The sequence below is a fragment of the Paraburkholderia sp. CNPSo 3274 genome (genome assembly GCF_024206475.1).
In the GTDB taxonomy this organism is placed as follows: Bacteria; Pseudomonadota; Gammaproteobacteria; order Burkholderiales; family Burkholderiaceae; genus Paraburkholderia.
In genome coordinates this window covers 16,160-40,258 of record NZ_JAMBPR010000067.1, presented here as the reverse complement: position 1 = coordinate 40,258, position 24,099 = coordinate 16,160, and the positions used below count along the sequence as shown (strand labels likewise).

The window sequence follows — 24,099 nt, the reverse complement described above, 5'->3', positions numbered from 1 at the left end:
TCAGTAATATCCTCCGCACTTTATATCACATCATGATGTAACTCGTGGCGCTGACTGATTCCCTCGCCGCTCAAGAGCGGGCAGCGCCGCTGCCCTTGCGGGCTTGCCCGCCCCCATCGGCGAAGATTTCGATCACGAGTTCGCGCAGCCAGCGGTTGCCTTCGTCGTGCTGCACGCGCGCGTGCCAGAGCAAATGAATGGGCGCGGCAGGCAGTTTCATCGGCAGCGCGCTCAGGCTCAGCGAAAACGGCTTCGCCAGTTGCAGCGCAAGCCGCCCCGGCACCGTGGCGATCAGATCGGTGCGCTCGAGGATGTAGCCCACGCTCATGAAGTGCGGCACCGAGAGCCGCACCTGACGCTTCACGCCGCGCCGCTTCAGCCATTCGTCGACCTGGCCGTGACCCGTGCCCGCCGACACCACCACCAGATGCTCGGCCTCGCGCCAGGCCGCGAGCGTGAGCGGCGCGTTCTCCAGCGGATGACCTCGCCTGAAGAGGCAGACATAGCGCTGATCGAAGAGGCGCCGCTGGTAGAAGCCGCCTTTGAGTTGCGGCAGCAATCCGATGGCGAGGTCGACCCGGCCGTCGGCCATCTCGTCGCTGAGATTGACGCCCGTATTGCGCACGGTGTTGAGCGCGACGCCCGGCGCTTCGCGCGCCAGGCGCTCGAGCAGCGCGGGCAGAAACACGACCTCGCCGATATCGGTCATGCCGATCGTTATGGTGCGCGTGGCGCGCAGCGGATCGAAGCCGGTCACGGGATTGAGCGCGCCGTGCAGCGTGGCGAGCGCCTGCGCGACAGGCTCCGCGAGACGCAGTGCGAACGGTGTGGGCACCACGCCGCCCGGTCCGCGTACGAAGAGCGGATCGCCCAGCAGGCGGCGCAGCTTCGCAAGCGCGTTGCTTACGCCGGGCTGGCTCATGTTCATCTGCTCGGCCACGCTCGCCACGCGGCGCTCCCGCATGAGCCGATGAAACAGCAGCAGCAGGTTGAGATCGATATCGCCCAGTTCCATTCATTCAATCCAGTGATGAAGCAGATTCATTCCATTTTATTGCGGAATGAGTAGTCGCTGCTGAGAATACGGACACGGTGTGCGCGTGACGAAGCAACGCGAGCCGCCCCCCCATAAATCTGAATATCGGAGACACAGTCATGAAACAACGTGATCTGAAGATTGCGATCGTCGGCGCTGGCATCGGCGGCCTCACACTTGCGCTCGCGCTGCGCGAGCACGGCATCGACGCGCAACTCTTCGAGCAGACCGACGAGCTACGCGAAGTGGGCGCGGCCGTCGCGCTCTCGGCCAACGCCACGCGCTTCTACGAGCGCATGGGCCTGCGCCCGGACTTCGAAAAAGTGTGCGCGGAAGTGCCGGGGCTCGTCTATCGTGACGGACGCAGCGGCAATGTGATCGGCCACCATCGCGGCGCACCGGACTACCGCGAGCAATTCGGCGGCTCGTACTGGGGCGTGCATCGCGCCGATCTGCAAGCGGCGCTGTCGAGCGCGGTCGGGCTCGAGCGTATCAAGCTTAGCCATCGGCTCGTCGATCTCGCGCAGCATCCCGATCGCGTGAGCCTGACGTTCGCCAACGGCGAACACGTCGATGCCGATCTCGTGATCGGCGCCGACGGCGCACGCTCGGTCACGCGGCGCTGGATGCTGGGCTACGACGACGCGCTGTATTCGGGCTGCTCGGGCTTTCGCGGCGTGGTGCCCGCCGAGCGCATGGATTTGTTGCCCGATCCCGAGACGATTCAGTTCTGGGTCGGGCCGGGTGGCCATCTGCTGCACTATCCGATCGGCGACAAGGGCGATCAAAACTTCCTGCTGGTGGAGCGCCATCCCTCGCCGTGGCCGTCGCGCGAGTGGGTCATGCCTGCACAAGAAGGCGAGCAACTGCGCCTTTTCAAGGACTGGCACCCGGCCGTCGTGCAGATGATTACCGCCGTACCGATCAGCCAGCGCTGGGGGCTGTTCCACCGTCCGCCGCTCGGCCGCTGGAGCAAGGGCCGCATCACGTTGATCGGCGACGCCGCGCATGCGCTCGTGCCGCACCACGGCCAGGGCGCGAACCAGTCGATCGAGGATGCGGTGGTGCTGGCCGCCCAGCTGGCGAAAGCGGGACCAGGCAACTGGCGCGAAGCGCAGGAAGCCTACGAGCGCCTGCGCCGGGGCCGCACGCGCAAGGTGCAGTACGCTTCGATTACCACGGCGGACGTGCTGCACCTGCCCGATGGCCCCGCTGCGCAGGAGCGCAACGCCCGCCTCGGCTCGCGCGAGGGCGTGCTGAATCATCTGGACTGGATCCATGATTTCGACGCGCTTGCGCAAGAGCCGAACGAGCGGCAGGGAGGGACGTGGCTTTGAGGGGCCCGCAAGCCCCGCAGTTAATGATCCGTTAATCTCGGCACGCTAGAATCGCCGTTTCGAACCGACCATTTCTCCGCACGGAGCGCCCATGCAAATCACCGCCGACTCGCGCTACGACCTCGTTGCGCGTCTGCTTCACTGGCTCGTCGTCGCACTCGTGGCGGCACAATTCGTGATCGGCTGGACCATGCCCGATGTGCACCGCGACACGCGCCCCGTTGGCGAGATTGCTTGGCATCTGGGCGTCGGCACGGCGCTCATCGCGGCCATGGCGTGCCGTCTGGTCTGGCGCGCCACCCATCGTCCGCCGCCCGACAACCAGGCGCCGTTCATGCGTGCCGTGGCGGCCCTCACTCATTTCGGCCTCTACGCCCTGCTCATCGCGGTGCCCGTGCTCGGATGGATCAACGCCTCGTCGCGCGCGTGGGACGTCAGGCTGTTCGGCGCCATCCCCCTGCCCGCGCTCTCCCCTGCGGGCTCGTCATTCGGGCACTCCATGGGCGACGTCCACAGCGTGCTCGCGTGGGTCCTGTTCGCGTTCATCTGCCTGCATGTGGCCGCGGCGCTCTTTCATCGTTTCGTGCTCAACGATCGTGTGCTGCAACGCATGAAGCTCTAATCGCGCGCCACCATGCGCGCTTGAGCGGAATGAGCGGCTTGATCGCCTCAATGTGCCCGGCGGTCATGTCGGTGATCGTCGGCCCCGGCTGGATGTTGTTCACCGTGATGCCGCGGCTCGCGAGATCCACGGCCTCATCGTCAACCCAGGCAGTGTCGGCCTGCCCGCTTACGAGGACACGCACCCGTTTGCGCACCGTATGGAAACGGGGACTCCGCACGCGCGCTACGCGAGCGTCAAACGTACCTCGCGCGGATGGGAGGTGGCGTTTCGCGCCGTGGCGTACGACTGGCACGCGGCCGCCGAACGTGCCGCTGCCAATGGCCGGCCCGACCGGGAAACGGCGCTTCGCACCGGTTATTGCTAATAGTGTTTGCCGATGCTGAGCACCGCGCGTCGGCGTACTACACCGTAACCACGATCTTGCCGAACTGCCCATTGGTTTCGAGGTAGCGGTGCGCATCCACAATCTGCTCGAACGTAAAGGTACGGTCGATAACGGGCTTGAGCGCGCCGCTTTCGAGTCCCTTTAGCACGTATTCCACGGCGGCCTTTCGGCGCTGTGCATCGCCGCTGGTGAGCCAGATGTTATGGGCCTTCACGCTGACGACCTTCGCGATCATCTCCAGCACGGGCAGCGTCGTCGCACGTTCATCGAGCGCGCCGTAGAGATACGCGATCCCCTGGAAAGACAGCGCCGAGATCAGTTTCGCGAAGTTCGGGCCGCCGACCGGATCGAACGCGACACGCGCCCCCTTTCCGCCGGTGATCCGCATGATCTCGTCAACCAGATCCCTCTCGTCGGTCACGACCACGTGCGCCGCGCCCGCGTCGAGCAACGGCTGTTTCTTGCCGGCGTGACGCGTGACCGCGATCGAAATCGCACCCGCGTAGTTCGCAATCTGGATTGCCGCGAGTCCGACACTGCTCGACGCGGCCGGCACGACGACATAATCGCCAGCGCCGACCTTCGCGTCTTCGATCAGTGCGCCATATGCGGTGACGAACATCATCCACACCGACGCAGCTTCAGCGAACGAAAGTGATTCAGGCTGCCTGACGACTGCATAGTCCGGCACGACGATGCTTTCTCCATAGGTGAAGTACTGATTCATCGAAAACGACGGGATCACGTTGACCTTGTCTCCCGATGCGATGCCGACTACACCCTCGCCCACGGTGTCGACAATGCCAGCCGCTTCATACCCCAGTCCTGCCGGAAAGCGCACTGGCTCGATGTACTGGTCGGCGCGCCACATCGATTCCGCGCGATTGATGCCAATGGCTTTCACCTTGATCCGAACTTCGCCGGGGCCGGGGGCGCGTACCGATTCGTCCACGAATTGCAGCACTTCGGGGCCGCCTGCTTCTGCAAACTTGACTGTCCGTGACATGAGTAACTCCTGCTTCGATTGATGATGGCGCAATGAGCACGTCATAGGGTCGTTGCGGCCTGTGAGTTCGACTGATGAACCGGGAAGTCCGAGTAGTGCTTTTCGTCGCCGCCCCAGAATGCTGCGCGCACATACGGCCTAAGCGGAAATTTATGCTTCAGACGATACGGCAAATCCGGGTTTGACGAGAAATGCCTGCCGAACGCCCATGCCTCGCAGGTATGCCGGCAAGCCTACAAAGTCTTTTTCCGCCGCGCAAGCGCGCTCTAGAGTTCGGCACGACGCCTGTGGAGGTAGAAGAGCAGGCGGCAACCCACTGAACTCGCACAACACTCGCTGAACCCCCGCCATACCACGACATTCACGGAGCCATACCATGGACACGGACACCCAACCTGTCGTTTTGATTACCGGCGCGTTGACCGGCATCGGCCACGCCACCGCTGTCGCTTACGCTCGCGACAAGGCGCGCGTGGTCGTTTCCGGCCGCCGCGACGAGCCTGGCCGCGCGCTGGCGGACGAACTCCGCGAACTCGGCGCGCAAGCCGAATACATCCACGCCGACGTCAGCAAGGAGGACGACGTGCGCGCGCTGGTCGAGCGCACGATCGAACGTTTCGGCCGCATCGATATCGCCGTCAACTCGGCCGGCGTCGAAGGCGAGCCCGGCCCCGTCACCGAACAAACGCCGGGGAATTACGCGGCCGTGTTCGACGCGAACGTGCTCGGCACGCTGCTCGCGATGAAGCATGAACTGCGCGCCATGACGGCGCAGGGCAGCGGGAGCATCGTCAACGTTTCGTCGACCATGGGCTCGCGCGGTGCGCCCAACGCCGCGCTCTACGTGGCGAGCAAGCACGCCGTGGAAGGCCTGACGAAATCCGCCGCGCTCGAAGCGGCGCCGTTCGGTATGCGCGTGAACGCCGTGGCGCCCGGCCCCGTGCAGACCGCCATGCTCGACCGCTTCATGCCCGACCCAGAGCGCAAGGCGACCGCGCTCGCGAACGTGCCGCTCAGGCGCGCCGGCAGCCCCGAGGAAATTGCCGACGCGATCCGCTACGTCGGCTCCGGCGCGGCCAGCTTCATGACGGGCGAAGTCCTGCGCGTGAACGGCGGGCGCACGGCGGGCGCACGGCGGCGTAATTCTCGTTGCGCCACCGCGCTCGGCCGCGGGCCCCTCGCATACACTGATGCGGCCCGCCGGTTTCCCGCCGCTGAAGAAGCGGTATTCGACGACGTCCGCAGGCCCGCCATCAACGTGAACGACCCCTAAGATGACCACCATGTCCACGCCGCGTTTCGATGAACTCCCGCCCGCGCTCCAAGCGGTGCAAACACGTCCGCTCTTCGTGATGCGGCTCGACGTCAAGCCGATCGAGATCGTCGGCCAGACCGGAGCCGGGCTGCGCCGTGTCGGCATCGTGCCGTCCGGCACGTTCGCGGGCGAACGCCTCTCGGGCGTCGTGCTCGATGGCGGCAGCGACTGGCAGAGCGTGCACGGCGACGGCAGCACTTTCCGGGTGGTCCGGTCTACAGCATTTTCGAAGTGCTCTGAGCCACGCGTTTCGCCGCAACCGTACCTCACCCCGCGCCGATATGCGGCTGCAGCGCCTTGAGCCAGCACGCCACCACCACCGCGCCGCCATCGGGCGTCCCGATCGCGCGCGCGCCGAGATAGCTTGCCCGGCCCGCGCGCGGCGTCATTTGGGCCGTGCTTTTCGCACCGGACTCCGCGGCGCTCACCGCCTGCGCCCACGCCTCGCCCACGGGGCGCGCCGACTTCAAGGCGCTTTCCAGCGCATCGACGGCGGGAACGAGCGCATCGAGCATCGTGCGGTCGCCGGATTTCGCGCCGCCTAGTTCGCTGATCGCCTCGGCCGCGCCGCGCATGGCGGCCGCCCAATCCAGCGCGTCGGGCTGCGCTTGCTCGCCAAGCGTGCGCGAGGCGCGCAGCAGCGCCGTTGCGTAGAACGGCCCGGAACTGCCCGCTATCGCGCGGCGCAATGCCGTGCTAAGCGCGGCGAGCGCGCTGCCCGGCGGGCCGAGTGCGCCTTGCGGCACCGCGAGCATGGCCTGCGCGGCGCGATGCATGCTCGCGCCCAGATCGCCGTCGCCGGCTCGGGAATCGAGGTCCGCGAACAGCGCTTCGTTCTCGATCAATGCGTGCGCAACGGCATCGAGCGCCGGCTTGAGACGCCGCCCCCATGCAACGCTCGCCGCGTCCGCTGGCATCGCACCCGTCTCGGCACGCGCACCCGCTGCTGAAAACGCAGGCTCGATGCGGATCTGCCGATTGAGCGTCCCGAGGCCAGGCCACGCGCGCGCTTCGGTGGCGGCGTCGAGCAGCGCCAGCTTCGCATCGTCGAGCCGGAGCACGGAGATCGAACAGCCCGGCATGTTGAGCGCCGAAAGAAACGTGCCGGTCCACGCCCGCTCGACCGCCACATGACGGCGATTCAGGCTCTCGAATGCGTCGCGCATGATGATCGCCAGTTCCATCTCCGGCGTCGCGCCCAGTCCATTCACGAGCAGCGCCACGCGCTCGCCGCTTTTCAACGCCAGGTCTTCGACGATGTTGGCGAGCAGCGTTGCCGTCAATTCGCTCGCCGCCATCGGCACCGTGCGCTCGACGCCTTTCTCGCCGTGTATGCCCATGCCGAGTTCGATCTCGTCGTCGGCCAGGCGAAAGCCGGCTTGCTCCGCGCCGGGCAGCGTGCAGCCATCGAGCGCCACGCCCATCGTGCCGAGATTCTCAGCCACGCTGCGCGCAATCGCGGCCACGAGGCCCAGCGCGTCGCCGCGCGCCGCCGCCGCGCCCGCGATCTTGTGCACTAGCACAGTACCAGCAATGCCGCGGCGCTGATTGCGCTCCGTATAGCCGCGCAACGACACGTCGTCGGCCACGATGACGATTTCGACCGGAATACCCTCGGTTCGCGCCAGTTCGGCCGCGAGACCGAAATTGAGCCGGTCCCCCGTGTAGTTCTTCACGATGAGCAGTGCGCCGTTCGGACCCGCGCTCGCGCGAATCGCGGCGAGCACGGCGTCGGTGGAGGGCGACGTAAACACCTCGCCGCACACGGCGGCGGTGAGCATGCCTTGTCCGACATAACCGCCATGCGCGGGCTCGTGCCCGCTGCCGCCACCCGAAATCACGGCGACCGGGCGCTCGGGCGGGCTGGGCAACGGGTTGCGCACAAGGACGTTTTCGTCGCCGAGCATGGCGACATGCGGCGTAGTGCGCGCAATGCCCTCGAGCATTTCGCGCACCACAAACGACGGGTCGTTCACGAGTTTCTTCATAAGAGTCCCTTGAATGAGTAACAGGGGCAAAAACGAGGGCAGAAACGGCGGACCGCGCGCGATCCCTTCACGCCATGGGCGTATTGAAGCACGGGCATCGAACGCGCTCCGGATGCATGCCCTACTCGCAGCGCAAGCCTCCCAGGATCCACGCGCCTAGGTAAAAACACCAATCAAAGCGGCACGCCGAATGCCCGTTATTCAGACAGTAGCGAGCGATCACGGACTTGCCGTGCCTTCGCCGTCCGCATGTCTGGAACACCATGGCCCCTCTGCCCGCCTCCCGCGCTGACGCCGGTGCCTTCACGAGTAACCCGCCCACTCCGGCCGAGCAACGCGGCGCGAGTGGCGAAGTGCCGAATCGCGTTGCGTGGCGATGAACGTAGCTGAAATATCCGGAACCCCTCCACAGGCACCGTCCCGCGCGCTCAGCAAGGGCGTCGCCGTTACGCTAGCCGTCGCGCTGATCGTCTGCGTGGCAATCGGCGCGATGCTGAGCGCGAACCTTTCGCGTGGAACGGCCGACTCGCGGCTTCGTCAAGAACTGAACATCACGTCGGAACTCGAAGGCCTGCTTACGCTGCATATTGCGGCGAATACCGACTTCCTCAAAGGCGTGGGCACGGCGGGCTACACGTCCCGCGCGTGGCCGATCAAGCGGGCCGCAGTTGTGGCCGGCATTTACGACCGGCTCGAGCACGACTTTGCCGGTGCGCCGCGCAATGAGCGCACGATCCGCGAGTTGCGGCAGTTGAGCGCCATCTGGCCCGAGCAGCTCGACGCGGCCGCGCGCAATATCGCACTCGCGGACGCAGGCGCAAAGCTCGAGCCCGCCCTGATGCAGCGCGCAAACGAAACGCTCAGCTCCATCATGTCGCTGCTCACCGAGCTGCGCTCCCAGCAACGCGAGCAGATCAAGGTCGTGCAGTTCGGCGCACAGGAGCAGCTCGCGCGGCAAAAAATCTCGCTGATCGGCACGGCGACAGCCGGCGCGCTGCTGCTGCTCTTCACGTTGTTTACGAGCCACCGCGCGGCGCTTTCCCGCAGCGCCGCGAAGATCGTCGCGTTCGAGGCCGAGCGGCGCTTTCGCGAATACTTCGAGCAGCATCCCGTCGCGATGCTCATTTTCGATGTGCGCTCCTATGCGATCCTCACCGCGAACGCCGCGGCCCAGCGCCAATACGGCGCGAGCCTGCAGCAGCTCAAGGGTATGTCGGTCGAGCAGCTTCGCCCGCAGGCCGAAACCGGCGCGTTCCGCCGCGACCTTGATAGCTACGTGAATTCCGGTGCGCAAAGCGGCGCAGGCGGCGTGCGCCGGCATGTGCGCATTAGCGGAGACGTGATCCACGTCGATATCGCCTGGCATCTGCTGGACTATGCGGGCCAGGATGCCTGCTTCATCACCGCGCACGACGTTACGGCGCACGAACAGGCGAGAGAGCATTTGCGCATTCGCAGCCGGGCGCTGGAGGCTTCGAGAAACGCCGTGATCATTTCGCAGAAGGTCGCGGGCGAGAGCATCATCACGTACGCCAACGCTGCGTTCGAGCGCATCACCGGCCGTACAGTGGCCAGGGCGAATGGCGCCGAGCATTGGGACATGCTCGATTGCGATAAATCGTCCGCCGATGCCAATATCATTCGGCATGCCATGCAATCGGAGCGCGAAGGCGAGGGCCTGCTCAAATGCTGCAGGCCCGATGGCTCGCCCTACTGGATCGAACTGCATGTCGCGCCGGTGCTCGACGAGCGAAATCGCCCAACGCATTGCGTGACCGTGTTCAACGACGTTTCCGAGCGTATCCGCTATCAGGAGCAGTTGCGCCTGCAGGCCAACGAGGACTCGCTCACGCATCTGCCGAACCGGCTCGGCCTCAAGGCGCATTTGCGCGAACTGGTCAGGACGGCGCTCGACGCGCAGCAGAAGTTCGCGCTGGTGTTCATCGACCTCGACAACTTCAAGGAGGTCAACGACTCGCTCGGCCATACCGCGGGCGACGAGGTGCTGTGTGAAGTGGCGCATCGCCTGTCCGCCAATATCGCGCAGGACGAAATGGTTTCCCGATATGCGGGCGACGAGTTCGTCGCCGTGCTGTACGGCCGGGGCGACGTCGATCACTTCGTAGCCGCCGCGGCAAGCATGCAGGAATCCTTGACACATGGCCTGCTGATCGGCAACAAGGTCATCGTGCCGCTCGCCTGTGTCGGCCTCGCCGTGTTCCCCGATCATTCGAGCGATCCAGACTCACTGCTCAAGTACGCCGACTCCGCCATGTACCGCGCAAAGTCGGTGGGACCCGGCAGCATGCAGGTATTCGACATGGCCATCGCCACGCAGAACCTGGAGCGGGCGAGCCTCGCTCAGGCTTTACGGCTGGCCGTGGCGTCGCGCGCGTTTGCCGTTGCGTGGCAGCCGAGAGTCAACCCGACGACGGGCGAGACGATGGGTTTCGAGGCGCTCGTCCGCTGGCACGACGCGCAGCGCGGCCAGGTGAGCCCGGCGCTGTTCGTGCCGCTTGCCGAGGAAAACGGCCTGATCGTGCCGATCGGCGAGTTCGTTTTCGCGGAGGCCTGCCGCCAGGCCCGCGAGTGGGCGCGCCAGCACCCGGACATCGTCGTTTCGGTCAACGTTTCGCCGGTCCAGTTCGTGCGCGCGGATTTGCCCGCCATGATGGCGGATACGCTCGCGCGCACCGGCGTGAGCCCACGCAATATCGAGCTGGAAATCACCGAAGGCGTGCTCATGGCGCCCCGTTCGCTCGCCACGCTGCGCGCCCTTCGCGAGATGGGCCTCTCGGTCGCCATCGACGACTTCGGCTCGGGCTATTCGAGCCTTGCGTACATTCGCAGCTTCATGCCAGATCGTCTCAAGCTCGACATGTCGTTCGTGAAGGGCATTGGCCATTCGCGCGCGGACGAGGTCATCGTGAAGGCCGTGCTCGCCCTCGGCCACACGCTCGGCATGCGCGTGGTGGCAGAGGGCGTGGAAACGCTGCAGCAACTGGAATTCCTGATCGAGAACGGCTGCAAGGAGGCGCAGGGCTACTGGTTCTCACGCCCTGTGGATGCAGTGAGCGCGCAGTCCTACCTGGAAGCGAGCCATGCGGCCAGCGTTCACCAACGGTAACCTGCTCAGATGGCTCACCGGGCCGCGCGCCATTTTCTATGGCAGCCTGGCGGTCGCCTTCATCATGGCGACGCTCTGCGCGACGGTGCTCTACGAGAGCCGCCACGACGCCCTGGAGCGCGCGCAAGAGAACTCGCGAAACGTCGCGCTCGTTGCCGAACGCGACATCGAGCGCAACTTCGAGCTCTACGCGCTTTCGCTGCAAGCCGTGGTCGACGGCATCGGCCGGCCCGACGTCATGGCGTTGCCCGCGCCTCTGCGCAGCCAGCTGCTGTTCGACCACGCCATCACCGCGGAATATCTGGGCTCGATGCTCGTGCTCGACGAATCGGGCAATGTCGTCTTGGATTCAGCTACCGGTGCGCCGCTCGAGGCCAATTTCGCCGACCGCGACTACTTCACGGTTCAGCGCGACAATCCCCATGCCGGCCTCTACGTCAGTGCGCCCTACCGTTCGCGCCTGCGCAACGGCACGCCCAGCATTGCGCTGAGCCGCAGGCTATCGCACCCCGACGGGTCGTTCGCCGGCATCGTCATGATCGCCATTAACCTCGAGTACTTTCACCAGCTGTTCGCCGGGCTCTCACTCGGGCCGCACGGGGCGATTTCGCTGATTGCGCAAGACGGCATCATGATCATGCGCCAGCCCTACGATCCGGCCGTGGTGGGACGCAACATCCGCAACGCCAGTACCTTCCGCCACTTTCTGGCTGCCAGGGAGGGCAGTTTCTCGGACACGTCGTCGATAGACGGCGTACGCCGGATGTATTTTTTCCGCAATTTCCCACACCAGCCGCTCATCATCATGGTGGCCGAAGCCGAACCCGATATTTACGCCGCGTGGCGGCGGCGCGCGCTGACCATCGGTACGCTCATGGGCACCTTCGCGATCGGCTTCGTCGGCCTCTCGTTCGTGCTCGCCACGCAGTTGCGGCGCAGAATGCGTGCCGAGTCGGAACTGCAGTTGCTCGCGCGCACCGACAGCCTCACGGGTCTGAACAATCGCCGCACGCTCGGCGAAATCCTCGAACAGGAGTGGCGGCGCGCCAAGCGCGCGCGCAGCGTGTTCTCGCTGCTCTTCGTCGATATCGACCGGTTCAAGGCCTATAACGACCAGTACGGCCATCAGGCCGGCGACGACGCACTCGCCGCCGTGGCGCGCTGCATCGGCGAAAACATCCGCCGGCCAGCGGACACCGCCGCCCGCTATGGCGGCGAAGAGTTCATTGTCGTGCTGCCCGATACGCTGATGGAAGGCGCCTGCGCGATCGCCGAGAAAATTCGCCATGCGATCAGCGAACTCGCGATCGAGCATTCGGGCAGCGAGTACGGGCGGCTCACCGCGAGCATTGGCTCCGCAAGCTGGTCGCCGGACCAGGATGTCGATGTCTCGCAGATCATCAAAGCGGCGGATCAGGCGCTGTACGACGCGAAGGCGCGCGGCCGCAACCGGGTCGCCATGTGCGGCGCCTGACCCGCGGCGCTAGGGATTGGCAACGCTGCTAGACGCCTCGCCCGCGTGCTCTGGCCGCGGCGCGTCCTGCCCGCCTCCCAGCGCCACATAAAGCGAAGCGCCGTTTTGCAGCGCCCCCGCGCGTAGCTGGATCAATTGCTGTTGCGCCGCGAACAGGCTGCGCTTCGCATCGACCACTTCCAGGTAGATGGAAATGCCGTTCTCGTAGCGCAGTTCCGCCGCTTCAGCCAGGCGCGACTCGGAGGCCACCGCGCGCTCCTGTGCCGCGATTTGCTCGTGCAGACGCTGGCGCGCGATCAGCGCGTCGGAGACTTCGCGGAACGCCACCTGAACGGCTTTCTGGTAGTTCGCCACGAGTTCTGTTTGACGTGCTTCGGACAGGCGCACTTGCGCGCTGCGGCGCCCCGCGTCGAAGATCGGCAGCGTGACGAACCCGGATATGAGCCATGCCTGCTTGCCGGGCACGAACAGGTCGCTCAGTTCGGGAGACACATAGCCGAAATTGCCCGTGAGCGAAATACGCGGGAAATAATCGGCACGCGCCGCGCCAATATCGGCGTCGGCGGCACGCAGCGACTGCTCGGCCGCGCGAATATCGGGGCGCAGCGCGAGCAGCGAAGAAGGCAGGCCAGCGTCGAGCATGCCGAACGGGTCGGCGTCGGCCAGCACGTGGCGCTGCGTCATGTCCCCTGCGTCCGGCAATGGTCCGCCGATCAGGACGACCAACTGATCGCGCTGCTGCCCCGTCGTCCTTTGCAACTCGGCTAGCTGCGTCTGCGCCTGCGTGACGAGAATGCGCGCCTGCTCGTAGTCCACGAGCGAGGTCGCGCCCGCTTCGAGGCGCAGCCGCGCAACTTCCAGCGCGTATCGGCGCGTTTCCAGCGTGTGCTGTGCAAGGTCGATGCCCTCGTTGCCCGAGAGGATCGCGTAGTAGGTCGCCGCCACGTTGCTGATGAGCGAGAGACGAAACGCTTCGTTGGCCTCCATCGTCGCCAGGTAGTTGCGCCGCGCGGACTCGCTCAGGTTGGCCACACGCCCCCAGAAGTCGAGTTCGAACGACGTGACGGCCACCTGCACGCTGTACTGGTTGAAGTGAATCGACGTGTTGTTGTTGGGAAGCTCGGGCTCGATGGTGTTCAGCGGCGTTTTGGTGCGGGTTGCGTCCGCGCCCGCGGCCACTTGCGGAAACTGCGCGGAGCGCTGCACGCGATAAAGCGCCTGAGCCTGCTCGATGCGCGCAACCGATGCCGCCAGATCGCGGTTATGCGCCAGCGCCATGGCGATCAGCTGCTTGAGCGCGGGGTCCCGAAAGAACGTCTCCCACGTCAGCTCCGAAGCGAGACGCTCGCCGCCCGGCGCGGCGATATCCGCACTCTCGTAGGTGTGCGCAATCGGCAATTCCGGCTGCTGGTAGCGCGGCGCGAAATTGCACGAAGCGAGCGTCAGGCACGCGGAGATCGCCATCCACCTGGCAGTCTTAAGCATCGTGCGCTCCCGCGGGCCGAGCGTCTTCTTCATCATCGTCGCGCGAGCGTTTGCCGCTCAACCATCGGCGCGCCACTACATAGAACACGGGCGTGAAGAAGATGCCGAACAGCGTGGCCGTGAGCATGCTGCCCATGATCCCGGTGCCCACCGCCTGCCGCCCCGCCGCGCCCGCGCCCGTGGCGAGCACGAGCGGCAGCATGCCGAGCACGAAGGTCACGCTCGTCATGAGAATCGGCCGCAAGCGCTGGCGCGCGCCGTTCACGGCCGCGCTCACCGTATCGCTGCCCGCGGCCTCCTCCTTGATCGCGAATTCCACGATCAGAATGGCGTTTTTCGCCGCGAGGCCAATGATGGTCACGAGGCCGATATTGAAGTAGACGTCGGCGGAAAAACGCCGCGCCATGGTGAGCAGAACCGCGCCCAGCACGCCCAGCGGAATGATGAGCAGCACCGCCATGGGAATCGCCCAGCTCTCGTAGAGCGCGGCGAGCAGCAGAAACACTACGACGAGGGAAAGCAGCAGCAGCGCACCGATCTGCCCGGCCGCCTGCTGCTCCTCGAAGGCCGTGCCGGTCCATTCGTAGGTCAGGTTGCCGGAAAGAACGTGGTCCGCAATGCGCTCCATCTCCGCGAGCGCCGCGCCGCTCGAGCGGCCCGGCGCCGCCTGCCCCGAGATCGTCGCCGAGGGAAAGCCGTTGTAGCGTTCGACCTGCTGCGGCCCCGCACTCCAGTGCACGCTCGTGAATGCTGAAAACGGCACCATCTCGCCCACGTTGTTGCGCAGCCGCAGCGCGCCGATATCCTCGGGCCGCATGCGCTGGTCGGCGTCGGCTTGCATGAGCACGCGCAGCACGTTCCCCTCGTAGACGAAATCGTTCACGTAGTTCGAGCCGAATGCGAGCGCGAGCGCGCTGTTGACCTGTCCGATCTGCAGCCCTAGCGCGCGCGCCTTCACGCGGTCGATATCGACATAGAGTTGCGGCGCGGGCGGCAAACCGTCGGGACGCACGCCCACCAGCAAGGGGCTGCGCGCAGCCTCCGCCAGCATGCGCGCGCTCGCCTGCTGCAACGCCGCGCCGCCCACGCCGCTGCGGTCGAGTATCTTCATGGTGAAGCCGCTCGCATTGCCGAGCGAAGGAATGGCCGGCGGATCGAGCGCGAAGACGAGCGCTTGAGGAATATTGCGGAACGCCGCGTTCGCGCGCCCTACCAGCGCCCCCGCCGAATTGGCCGCGCCCGGCCGCTCCGACCACGGCTTCAGGTCGACGAAGGACATCGCCGCCGACTGCCCCTGGCCGAAGAAGCTGAATCCCGTGACCGACGCGATGTTGCGCACCTGCGGCTGCTGCCTGAGAAAGGCCTCGACCTGATCCACGACCTGTTGCGTGCGCGGCGCCGTCGCGCCGGGCGCCGCGGTATACGCGACGAAAATGTGCCCCTGGTCCTCGCCCGGAATAAAGCCGCGCGGCAATTGGGTGAAGAGGAACCCGGTCGCCGCACACACCACGACGAATACGAGGAGCCAACGCACCGGCTTGCGCAGCATGGCCTGCACGGCCAGCACGTAGCGCTCGGTGGCGGTATCCATGCCGCGGTTGAACGCATCGAAAACGCGCTGCTGCATGCGGGCCGGCCAGCGTGTGGCGGCGCGCTTGCCTGTGCCGTCACCGGTCTGCGTCTTGCTGCCCAGCAACGCTGCCGACATGGCCACACCCAGCGTCAGCGCGAGCAAGGTCGAGAGAAAGATCGAGACGGTGAGCGTGACCGAGAACTGGCGATAAATCGCGCCCGTCGAGCCCGGAAAGAACGCCATGGGAACGAACACCGCAATGAGCACGAGTGTGCTCGCGATGGCGGCGCCCGCAATCTGCCCGACGGCCTTGACGGTCGCCCGCCGCGAACCGAGTCCCTCCTCCTGGATCACGCGCTCGACGCTTTCCACCACTACGATCGCGTCGTCATTGAGAATGCCGATCGCCACGACCATGGCGAACAACGAAAGCAGATTAATGGAGAGTCCGAACAAATAGATGCCTACGCAAGTGCCGATCAGCGCGATCGGGACGACCAGCGTGGGAATGAGCGTCGCGCGCCATTTCTGGAGGAAGAGGAACACGATGACCGTCACCAGCAGCAACGCCTCGACCATCGTGCGCAGCACGCCGCTCAGCGAGGTCGTGATGAACGGTGTCGTATCGAACGGCACGACCCATGCCACGCCCTTGGGGAAAGTCGGCTGCAGTTGCGTGAGACGCTGCCGAACGGCGCTCGCCACGGCCAGCGCATTCGCGCCGCTCGCGAGCTGGATGGCGATCCCGGCGGACTCCTTGCCGTTCACGCGAAAGCGAAAGCCATAGCTGTCGTTGCCCAGCTCCACGCGTGCGACGTCGCCCACACGCACCGTAGAGCCATCCGGGTTCGAGCGCACGATGACCTCGCGAAACTGCTCGGGCGTCGAAAAGCGGCCGCGCATGACGATCTGCGCATTGAGTTCGGCGCCCAGGGCAAGGGGCTGGTCGCCGAGGCTCCCTCCCGCGGTCTGGCTATTCTGCTCCTGGATGGCCGTCATCACTTCGTTAGCCGAAATACCGAAGCTGCCGAGTTTTTCCGGATCGATCCATATCCGCATGGCATACGACGAACCAAACAACTGCGCGTCGCCAACGCCGGGAATGCGGCGCAATTCGTTGACGATGTTATTGGCGGCAAAGTTGCCCAGTTCGACGGCCGGGATCGAACCATCGGCGGATTGCAGCGCAATGAGCATCAGAAAGCCCGACGACGCTTTCGTGACGCTCACGCCTACCTGCCTCACCTCTAGCGGAAGGCGGGGCTCGACGCGGCTCAAGCGGTCCTGGACCTGCGAGAGCGCAACGTCGAGATTCGTGCCGGGCCTGAGCGTGACGGTGATCTGCGCCGTGCCGTTCGAGCGGCTCTGCGACGACATGTAAAGGAAATTTTCGACGCCGTTCATTTCGTCTTCGATGATCGACGTGACCGTGCGGTCCAGCGTGTTCGCGTCAGCGCCACTGTAGACCGCCGATATCGTGAGCGAGGGCGGCGCGACGTCGGGGTACTGCTCGACCGGCAGCAGCATGAGCGCGAGGGCGCCAAAGAGCGTGATGAAGAGCGCGACGACCCACGCGAAGACCGGCCGGTAGACGAAGAATCGGTTCATGTGGCGCGCCGCTCAGGAGTGGCCGGGAGCGGCGAACGGATGGGCGTCCACGCGCTGCCCCGGCTGCACCCTTTGCCAGCCGTCGACGATGACGCGCTCACCCGGCTCCAGCCCATCCTTCACGACCCATTGCCCCGCCTCTTGCGGGCCGAGAACGACATTGCGCCGCACGACGGTGCCGTCGTCGGCAACGAGCGAGAGGCTCGCGCCATTGTTGTCGAACTGCACCGCGCGCGCGGGGACGGCCAGGCCGTTCGGTATCGTGCCGATCGCGATACGCCCGCGCACGAACTGCCCTGGCAACAGAATGCGCGACGCATTGTTGAAGCGCGCACGCAGAACCTGCGTCCCGGTGGAAGGATCGACGACGAGATCGGTGAAGTCGAGCACGCCCGGCTCGCTAAAGTCGTCGCCGTTCGCGAGCGTGAGCCACACTTGCGCGCGGTCCGCGGCCGGCGCCGCGAGCGTGCCCGACGCGATCTGTTTGCGTACTTCCAGCAACGAAATATTCGACTGAGTAAAAACGGCATTCACGGGCGAGAGCTGGTTGACCTGCGTGAGCAAGGTCGCGCCGCCCGCACTGACCAGCGCGCCTTCGGTGACGAGCGCGCGCCCCACACGGCCCGCTATCGGCGCGCGAACCGTGCATCGATCGAGGCGAAGCTGCGCGAGCGTCACCGCGGCGCGTGCGTCCGCAACGTTCGCGTCGGCCTGCTGCAGTGCGGCCGTCGCGGCCTCGAATTCCTGGGCGCTCACGACCTGGCGCGCCACCAGCGGCTTGAAGCGCGCAACCTCGGAGGCCGCATTGCCCTGCACGGCCTGGGCCCGGTTGAGTGCCGCCTGGGCCTGTTGCAATGCGGCCTGGTAGTCGCGCGCATCGATGAGAAAGAGTGGCGCGCCGGCGCGCACGTCGGTGCCCTCCTCGAAGAGCCGCCGCTCGACGATACCGTCCACCCGGGCGCGCACCTCCGCCGAGCGGATCGCTTCGATACGCCCTGGCAGTTCGATCACGCGGGGAATGGGGTGCGTCGCAACCGTTTCGACCAGCACGCTCGGCGGCGGTGGCGCTGCGCCGCTCTGGGCTTGCCGGTCGCGGCATCCGAAGCCCGCCAGCAACCAGATTGCGGCAATGCCGATCAGCCACGGTCTACAGCGTCTGGGTTCGCAGTTTGGCACGCGAGGCTCCACCAAAAAAATAGAGACGGTACGCGCGCGCCCGGAACGGCGCATTGCGCAGTACTCGACCGGATCATGGCGATGTTCACTCAAACGGCGAATTACGGCCCCCGATGTGTGCAGTTGACAAGAGCACAAGCGCGGAAAAAGCGCACAACGTTCCTCCAATCGTTATCTAACAGATATCGCTTTCATGCATTCACAGGAATTACGCAAAACCGCCACAAAATCAAATTTCTTGAAGTCGGAATTCCCTTTACTACTATGGATAGACGATTCACACCCCTATTCACACCGCCAGATTCTTCCATTTCCAGTCATCGCCCATACTCTTTTAAGGGCGCGTTCGCACAGCTGGATATCACGGATTTCGGGATGTTCTATAACCGAAGAAGCCATAGGTCATGGCGACGTCAATCATCTTCTTGCCTCAGGAGATCGAATCATGAAAAGCCAACTCGTCCTCTCAGTCATCGCTGCGCTCCTCGTCGGTGTCTCCTCTTCCGCAATTGCGCAAGGCACATCGGGTGGAGATCAAAGCCAGGGGACAGGTCGCCAGCAGGTCATGCCGACCATGCCGCATCGCGACTGGCATGAGGGTCAACAGGTTCCCTCGAAGTACCGGCATTACAACTATCAGATGAACGACTGGAAGTCGCATAACCTGGACGCACCGAAGCGCGGCCAGCAATGGCTTGGCGTGAACGGCGACTACGTGCTGGTCACGAGAAGCAACTGGAAGATCTCGAAGATCGTACCGGGTACTGAATGATTGGGATGACAAGACGGGCTACGGTGCCGTAGCCCGCGCGATTGCTGCATGATTCAGGCATGGACGGTTGCCATGCCTGCAGCCGTTCTCAATCGACGAGCCGCGCGCGCAAGCGCTTGTACTCGTCGTCTGTAATCGAGCCTGTCGTTCTGAGCTTGTCGAGCTTCTCGATTTCGTCCGCGACACTGTAGCCCACGATGTGGCGCAGTTCTTCGCGCGCCTTCTGCGCCCGCTCCTGGTTGCGATGCGCCATGTCTCTGCCCTGCGTGAGGACATAGGCGAATATGCCGATATAGGGCAAAACAATCAGAAAGATCACCCAGATGATCTTCATGAATCCCGATATATCGGTTCGACGGAACAGGTCACTCGTGATCGTGATGAACAGCCAGAACCACAGAATGAACATGAATATCGAAAACGCATCGATAATAAAGTTCGAAAACGTAAAGCCATTTGCGAAGATCATGAATCGCCTCCGTCGGTTTTGCGTGTGGAAAACGGCAACTGCACGCTACTACGGGCATCGATGACGACACCGTGTGAGCGCGAAACGTGATGCTCGGACGTGACGCGGCAGCCGACTGCGCTTTCGTCAGGTCAGATCAGGCTGCGCCTGCGCTCCCGGCCGGCAAACGGCACCACGGCCATGGAAATGAGATCGAGCCCGAGGAACAATCCGAGCAAGGGTAACGGCACGCTCGGGAAATTGGCGGCCAGAAAAATGGCGAGCAGGAACGAGAGCGCCGCGCTGACGATGCCGATATTGTTGACCTTCACGTCCTGCCCGACCGACGCAATGATCTTGAAGAAGCCGTCGAGCACGAAGAAAATCATCAGCATCACGGTAAGCCCACGCGCCCGTGCGCTGTCATTGACCAGAATGAGAATGCCGATGAGTATGGGCACGATGACTGGCGGAATGCGCCTGACTGCGAGTTTCCAGTCTTTCGTCGTGAAGAGACTCAAGGCATGCACGAAGCCGCAGAACAGCAGCATCCTTGCGATGAAAAGCGTGCCAATTAGGGACCTTGTCGAGAGCGACAAGACGATGCAGAAAATTCCCGCCGCGATGAGAAGCGTTGAGCTGGCAATCGGAAAAATAGAACGCTTTTTCATATTCGAATGTAACTGCGTCAATACGGTTACATAGCTCGGCATATCTGACTTGCGCGTATTCTTGCCGAATTATAGGCTTAAGCGAAATTAAGCGTTCTACTATCCGCCGTGGAAGTATAGTGCGTGAGTGCGCAAATACAAGGGCGCGATTGCACTGTGAACCTCGAACGCAGCCACACCTTCTCGTTCAGTCCCAACGGCGAGCACTTCCTGCTCGACGGCGAGCCCTTCCAGATTCGCAGCGGCGAGATGCATCCCGCGCGCATTCCGCGCGAGTACTGGCTGCATCGCATTCGCATGGCCAAGGCGATGGGTATGAACTGCATCGCGTTGTACATCATGTGGAACTACCACGAGCCACGCAGGGGCGTGTTCGACTTCGAAAGCGGCAACCGCGATATCGACGCCTTCATCCGCCTGTGTCAGCAAGAAGCGCTGTGGGTGCTGTTGCGCCCGGGGCCCTATGTTTGCGCCGAGTGGGACCTGGGAGGCCTTCCCGCTTACTTGCTGAGCGAAGCGGACATCCGGCTGCGCACCGACTCGGCAAACGATGCCCGTTACATGGCGGCGGTTGCGCGCTACATCGGCGAACTCGCTGCGCGCATCAAGCCGTTGATGATCGATGCAGGCGGCCCGATCTTGATGCTCCAGATAGAGAATGAATTCGGATCGTACGCAAGCAATCCCGCCTACCTCGAAGAACTCAGGCAGCTTTGGCTACGGAGCGGCATAACGGGGCCCTTCTACACCGAGGACGGTCTCGAGCAACTCGAGCGCAATCGCAGTACGGTAACGGGTGGCGCCATTGCGTTGAGCAACGGCAACGCGGCGCAAATCGCAACGGTACGGCGCGCGTTTCCTGCCGTGCCCGCGATGGCGGGCGAGGTCTACACGGGCTGGCTGACGCATTGGGGCGAGCCGGAATTCGCTGGACTCAATTACGATCTTTCCGCCATCTTGACGGCATTCATGCAATTGCAATTGTCGTTCAACCTCTATGTCATTCACGGCGGCACGAGCTTTGGCTTTTATGCCGGCGCGAATGTGGACGAGTCGGGCAACTATCAGCCCGATATCACGAGCTACGACTATGGCGCGCCGATCAACGAGCAAGGGGCGGCCACGGCAAAATACATGAAGTATCGCGACATCATCGCCAGCTATCTGGCCGCGCCTTTGCCGGACATTCCGGACAGCATCGCCACACTGGCAGGCCACGCCCTGACGCCAACGCTCTACGCCTCGATCTGGGACAACCTGCCCGAGGCCCTGCCGCGCGAGTCGAGCGTCGATCCGCAGCCGTTCGAGCACTACGGCCAGACCTCCGGCTTCATGCTGTATCGCCAAACGTTGCAGGCGCAACCTGTCGGCGCGCTGGATATCAGCGGCGTTCATGACTATGCGGCAGTTTTTGTAGGCGAGCACTACGCGGGCGGCGTCTCGCGCGCGCGTATTCCGCACGGCTATGCCCAGCGGTTACGCGTGACACATCGCGCGCCTCTCGCGTTGCCCACCGCCTTGGCTGGCGCGCCCGGAGCGCTGGAAATTCTGGTAGAGGGCATGGGCCGCGTCAACTTCGGGCCTGCGATTGTCGACCACAAAGGACTGCTGGAGCCCGTGAAAATGCAATACGCCGACGGGTCCGTTTCATTGCTCGAGGAATGGGAGGTCTTTTTGTTGCCGATGGATGAGGCGTACATCGCCAGGCTGGAGGAGCGCTGCACGAATCCGCTGAAACCCGGGCTCTTTTTCAAAGCGCACCTGGTCCTGATTGACGTCGGCGACACCTGGCTCGATATGAGCAACTGGACGAAGGGCGTGGTCTGGGTCAATGGACATAGTCTCGGCCGCTACTGGAGTATCGGCCCGCAAAAGCGCTTGTATTGCCCCGCGCCATGGCTCACACAGGGCGAAAACGAGGTGCTGATCTTCGACCTGCACCAGACCGGGACGAAGCCGGTGCATCTGGCGAATTCGTTGTATTAGCACCCGCCGGTCGGCAGCAGTTCCAGCGTGAGCACTTCGAATGGCGCGAGCTGGATTTCGCACGCCACGTCCGCGTCAAGTACTGCGGGAATGCTGGTCTTGCCTGTACGCCAGATACTCCGCGCATGAAATCGCCCCGCCGCCTCAGCCGGCAGTTCCAGTTGATGCCGCAGCGCCAGTGCAAAGCGCTGCGCCTGGTTGTGCGGGTTGCGCAGCGTCACGATTGCCTTGTGCGGCGACCACGCGGCCCAGCCGTAGATGGCCGCTTCATCGGGCGCGCCGCCGATCCAATGGCTGTCGCGCAGTACGTCGCCGTTTGCGCGCGCCCATCGGGCGGCTTGCGCGAGCACGTTCCAGTCGTCCTCGCCCAGCAGCGAAGGCGTGATGTACAGCTCCTGCAATTGCGTACCGCTCGCGAAGAAGGACCGCACCTCGTGCGCAAATGCATCGCCTGCCGGCGCATTCAGGCGTGGATTGCACTGTGCAAGGACAATACCGTGCAGCATCAGGGAATTGAGCGGAAAGAGCGGGCTGCGCAGCACGACGTTGTGGTACGTCTGCGCGTCGCGATACGTGATCCAGCGCTCGCGGCTCGTGCCGCTACCCGCCTGACCGTCGTCGCTGCCGCCGCGCCAGATCGCGTCGACGTAGCGCAGCCAGAACGGCGAGGGATGCGTGCCTGTCGAGAGATTGATGAAGGTTTCCGGTTTCGCCGCGCGAATGTCGCCGATGAGCTGGATCGCCGCGTCCCAGTCGCTGTCGAAAAGGCTGCCGGGAAATACGCGGTCCGCGTTGCCCGTCCCGTCGAACTTGAAGTGGTTCACGCCGTCTCTCGCGAGCAGCCTCATCACGACTTCGTGGAATCGCTCGTAATACCGCGACCCCGATAATGCGAAGCCATTGTCGATGACCTCATAGCCCGCGGCGCGTCCGCGCGATACGCGTTCGTCCTTCGGCGCGCAATAGCCGCCCCAGGGAGACAGCCAGACGCCGGGCGCGCCGCCATAGCGTGCCGCTGCGTCGCGCAGCGGCACGAAGCCAAGAGGAAACGCCTGGCTGAAATGCCAGCCGCCGCCGAGGTCGTCCCAGCCATCGTCGAAAAGAAACGAATCGATCTGCACGCCGCGCGCGGTATGCAATTCGCGGCCGATCGTTTCGATACGCTCCAGCGCCTGCTCCTGCGTATAAGGCGTGAGGTAACCGATATCCCACCAGCTGTTGTAGTGCAAAAACGGACGATATGGCCGGGCGCGCTCCTGCTCGAGGCAGGTGGCGAAATCGCGCCGTACCTGACCGTCGCGAGCCACGCCCGCCACGGCGGAGCAAGTCAGCGTCCGGCTCTTTTCCAGCGGCAACGCGCGTTGCAGCGTAAAACTGACGCTTTCCGCTTCCACGTGGCTGGTTGCGAGCGGCAACTCGAAGCCCAGGTAGAAGTTGCCCGCAACGATCGGCGTGCCCTTGCGTTCGCTGCCGGTCTGCGCGCCGACAGCGCACGCCTGCAGCAATGAAACGACGGCAATGGCTTCGTCCTGATGCAGGGCCATCACGTCCAGCGTCATGCGCAGGTATCGCGCGCCGTCGCGCTGCTCTACGCTCCATTGAATCCGCAGGCGTCCCTGGGCGTCGCCCAGTGTAATGCTCACGCGCCGGCCCGCGACGCGTTCGGCCAATCGCGATGCATGGGGGTTAACCGCGAGCGCGTCTTCCCGTACCGGCGCAAGCACCCGCATTCCAGCCGGGCCGAGTGTGGTGCCGTCCGCGAAAGTCAGCGCGAATGGCGCGACGATGGGCAGCGCGCATGCCCTGGCGCAATCGACCAGCGAAAAGTGAGCGAGGTGTTCATCCTCGCGTGCCCAGCGCAATGCAACGGCATGGTTCCCGAACGAGCAGACGTCGCCCTCCTTCCGGAATTCGGGCATGCAAGCTTGCGTAGATGTTCGATCGTCGGCACGCATGGGAGACCTGTCTCGGACACGAGCAGCCTCTATAGGGTAATGGCAACGGCCTCGCGCATTCAACCCACACCATGCACGAACGTGTAATGGCCCTAAAGCGGCGGACCCAGACGAAAGGCAATTCAGGTCCGC

At 64.3% G+C, this 24,099-nt stretch carries 17 protein-coding genes and 2 pseudogenes; 9 read left to right on the top strand and 10 right to left on the bottom strand.

Annotated elements, in window-relative coordinates; translation table 11 throughout:
- Window positions 1-70 precede the first annotated feature (70 nt).
- Entirely contained in the window at window positions 71-1,015 is a 945-nt protein-coding gene (locus M3I54_RS33750; RefSeq protein WP_254343672.1) for a LysR family transcriptional regulator, read from the bottom strand.
- Between the two features lie 140 nt (window positions 1,016-1,155).
- On the opposite strand from M3I54_RS33750, the gene M3I54_RS33745 reads away from it, so the two are divergent.
- Complete coding sequence (locus tag M3I54_RS33745) at window positions 1,156-2,373, top strand: FAD-dependent monooxygenase (protein ID WP_254343671.1); 1,218 nt, start codon at window positions 1,156-1,158, stop codon at window positions 2,371-2,373.
- Between the two features lie 91 nt (window positions 2,374-2,464).
- Window positions 2,465-2,995, top strand: coding sequence for a cytochrome b (locus tag M3I54_RS33740; protein ID WP_302059256.1), 531 nt, complete (start codon window positions 2,465-2,467; stop codon window positions 2,993-2,995).
- Here the strand turns inward: M3I54_RS33740 and M3I54_RS33735 are convergent.
- A complete protein-coding gene (locus M3I54_RS33735) occupies window positions 2,961-3,179 on the bottom strand; it encodes a hypothetical protein (protein ID WP_254343670.1) in 219 nt (72 codons plus the stop codon). The two genes, M3I54_RS33740 and M3I54_RS33735, sit on opposite strands and share 35 nt — an antisense overlap.
- Here M3I54_RS33735 and M3I54_RS45215 point away from each other — a divergent pair.
- Window positions 3,129-3,362: pseudogene (locus M3I54_RS45215) on the top strand (metallophosphoesterase); the annotation flags it as partial. The gene M3I54_RS33735 and the pseudogene M3I54_RS45215 overlap by 51 nt on opposite strands.
- A gap of 37 nt (window positions 3,363-3,399) precedes the next feature.
- Here M3I54_RS45215 and M3I54_RS33730 read toward each other — a convergent pair.
- Entirely contained in the window at window positions 3,400-4,389 is a 990-nt protein-coding gene (locus M3I54_RS33730) for a zinc-dependent alcohol dehydrogenase family protein (protein ID WP_254343669.1), read from the bottom strand.
- A 376-nt stretch (window positions 4,390-4,765) separates the two neighbouring features.
- Between M3I54_RS33730 and M3I54_RS33720 the strand changes: the two are divergent.
- Both M3I54_RS33720 and M3I54_RS33715 read left to right on the top strand, forming a co-directional pair.
- Window positions 4,766-5,518: pseudogene (locus tag M3I54_RS33720) on the top strand (SDR family NAD(P)-dependent oxidoreductase); the annotation flags it as partial.
- A gap of 145 nt (window positions 5,519-5,663) precedes the next feature.
- Window positions 5,664-6,005 carry a DUF3237 family protein gene (locus M3I54_RS33715; protein ID WP_254343667.1) on the top strand — a complete coding sequence of 114 codons (342 nt, stop codon included), beginning with the start codon at window positions 5,664-5,666 and terminating at the stop codon, window positions 6,003-6,005.
- Here M3I54_RS33715 and M3I54_RS33710 read toward each other — a convergent pair.
- Window positions 5,971-7,692 carry a dihydroxyacetone kinase family protein gene (locus tag M3I54_RS33710; RefSeq protein WP_254343665.1) on the bottom strand — a complete coding sequence of 574 codons (1,722 nt, stop codon included), beginning with the start codon at window positions 7,690-7,692 and terminating at the stop codon, window positions 5,971-5,973. The genes M3I54_RS33715 and M3I54_RS33710 overlap by 35 nt on opposite strands.
- A gap of 376 nt (window positions 7,693-8,068) precedes the next feature.
- Here M3I54_RS33710 and M3I54_RS33705 point away from each other — a divergent pair, with 376 nt between their 5' ends.
- Window positions 8,069-10,819, top strand: coding sequence for a bifunctional diguanylate cyclase/phosphodiesterase (locus tag M3I54_RS33705; protein WP_254343663.1), 2,751 nt, complete (start codon window positions 8,069-8,071; stop codon window positions 10,817-10,819).
- Window positions 10,820-10,883: 64 nt separating this feature from the next.
- Window positions 10,884-12,293, top strand: a complete 1,410-nt coding sequence (locus M3I54_RS33700; RefSeq protein WP_375542261.1) for a diguanylate cyclase — start codon at window positions 10,884-10,886, stop codon at window positions 12,291-12,293.
- 9 nt (window positions 12,294-12,302) lie between these two features.
- Here M3I54_RS33700 and M3I54_RS33695 read toward each other — a convergent pair whose 3' ends face one another.
- From M3I54_RS33695 to M3I54_RS33685, 3 genes are read right to left on the bottom strand one after another with little or no spacing between them, the layout of a single operon-like run.
- Window positions 12,303-13,778, bottom strand: coding sequence for an efflux transporter outer membrane subunit (locus tag M3I54_RS33695; protein WP_254343659.1), 1,476 nt, complete (start codon window positions 13,776-13,778; stop codon window positions 12,303-12,305).
- Window positions 13,771-16,959 carry a multidrug efflux RND transporter permease subunit gene (locus tag M3I54_RS33690; RefSeq protein ID WP_254343657.1) on the bottom strand — a complete coding sequence of 1,063 codons (3,189 nt, stop codon included), beginning with the start codon at window positions 16,957-16,959 and terminating at the stop codon, window positions 13,771-13,773. Before M3I54_RS33690 ends, M3I54_RS33695 begins: the two co-directional genes overlap by 8 nt.
- A 12-nt stretch (window positions 16,960-16,971) precedes the next feature.
- Window positions 16,972-18,135, bottom strand: a complete 1,164-nt coding sequence (locus M3I54_RS33685) for an efflux RND transporter periplasmic adaptor subunit (RefSeq protein WP_254343655.1) — start codon at window positions 18,133-18,135, stop codon at window positions 16,972-16,974.
- 445 nt (window positions 18,136-18,580) lie between these two features.
- Here M3I54_RS33685 and M3I54_RS33680 point away from each other — a divergent pair, with 445 nt between their 5' ends.
- A complete protein-coding gene (locus tag M3I54_RS33680) occupies window positions 18,581-18,907 on the top strand; it encodes an RcnB family protein (RefSeq protein ID WP_028204323.1) in 327 nt (108 codons plus the stop codon).
- An 88-nt stretch (window positions 18,908-18,995) separates the two neighbouring features.
- Here M3I54_RS33680 and M3I54_RS33675 read toward each other — a convergent pair whose 3' ends face one another.
- Together M3I54_RS33675 and M3I54_RS33670 are read right to left on the bottom strand one after the other, a co-directional pair.
- Window positions 18,996-19,376 (bottom strand): SHOCT domain-containing protein, encoded by a 381-nt coding sequence (locus M3I54_RS33675; protein ID WP_254343652.1) that lies wholly within the window; start codon window positions 19,374-19,376, stop codon window positions 18,996-18,998.
- 131 nt (window positions 19,377-19,507) lie between these two features.
- On the bottom strand, window positions 19,508-19,906 hold the full coding sequence (locus M3I54_RS33670) for a hypothetical protein (RefSeq protein ID WP_254343650.1): 399 nt from the start codon (window positions 19,904-19,906) through the stop codon (window positions 19,508-19,510).
- A 276-nt stretch (window positions 19,907-20,182) separates the two neighbouring features.
- Here M3I54_RS33670 and M3I54_RS33665 point away from each other — a divergent pair, with 276 nt between their 5' ends.
- Complete coding sequence (locus M3I54_RS33665; protein WP_254343648.1) at window positions 20,183-22,012, top strand: beta-galactosidase; 1,830 nt, start codon at window positions 20,183-20,185, stop codon at window positions 22,010-22,012.
- On the opposite strand, the gene M3I54_RS33660 is transcribed toward M3I54_RS33665, so the two are convergent.
- Window positions 22,009-23,931, bottom strand: a complete 1,923-nt coding sequence (locus M3I54_RS33660) for an enterotoxin (protein WP_254343646.1) — start codon at window positions 23,929-23,931, stop codon at window positions 22,009-22,011. The two genes, M3I54_RS33665 and M3I54_RS33660, sit on opposite strands and share 4 nt — an antisense overlap.
- Window positions 23,932-24,099 lie beyond the last annotated feature (168 nt).

Bases quoted from the DNA above. Each gene is read 5' to 3' on its own strand.
- M3I54_RS33750 (WP_254343672.1), bottom strand. From the start codon at position 1,015: ATGGAACTGGGCGATATCGATCTCAACCTGCTGCTGCTGTTTCATCGG.
- M3I54_RS33745 (WP_254343671.1), top strand. From the start codon at position 1,156: ATGAAACAACGTGATCTGAAGATTGCGATCGTCGGCGCTGGCATCGGC.
- M3I54_RS33740 (WP_302059256.1), top strand. From the start codon at position 2,465: ATGCAAATCACCGCCGACTCGCGCTACGACCTCGTTGCGCGTCTGCTT.
- M3I54_RS33730 (WP_254343669.1), bottom strand. From the start codon at position 4,389: ATGTCACGGACAGTCAAGTTTGCAGAAGCAGGCGGCCCCGAAGTGCTG.
- M3I54_RS33715 (WP_254343667.1), top strand. From the start codon at position 5,664: ATGACCACCATGTCCACGCCGCGTTTCGATGAACTCCCGCCCGCGCTC.
- M3I54_RS33710 (WP_254343665.1), bottom strand. From the start codon at position 7,692: ATGAAGAAACTCGTGAACGACCCGTCGTTTGTGGTGCGCGAAATGCTC.
- M3I54_RS33705 (WP_254343663.1), top strand. From the start codon at position 8,069: ATGAACGTAGCTGAAATATCCGGAACCCCTCCACAGGCACCGTCCCGC.
- M3I54_RS33700 (WP_375542261.1), top strand. From the start codon at position 10,884: ATGGCGACGCTCTGCGCGACGGTGCTCTACGAGAGCCGCCACGACGCC.
- M3I54_RS33695 (WP_254343659.1), bottom strand. From the start codon at position 13,778: ATGCTTAAGACTGCCAGGTGGATGGCGATCTCCGCGTGCCTGACGCTC.
- M3I54_RS33690 (WP_254343657.1), bottom strand. From the start codon at position 16,959: ATGAACCGATTCTTCGTCTACCGGCCGGTCTTCGCGTGGGTCGTCGCG.
- M3I54_RS33680 (WP_028204323.1), top strand. From the start codon at position 18,581: ATGAAAAGCCAACTCGTCCTCTCAGTCATCGCTGCGCTCCTCGTCGGT.
- M3I54_RS33675 (WP_254343652.1), bottom strand. From the start codon at position 19,376: ATGATCTTCGCAAATGGCTTTACGTTTTCGAACTTTATTATCGATGCG.
- M3I54_RS33670 (WP_254343650.1), bottom strand. From the start codon at position 19,906: ATGCTGCTGTTCTGCGGCTTCGTGCATGCCTTGAGTCTCTTCACGACG.
- M3I54_RS33660 (WP_254343646.1), bottom strand. From the start codon at position 23,931: ATGCCCGAATTCCGGAAGGAGGGCGACGTCTGCTCGTTCGGGAACCAT.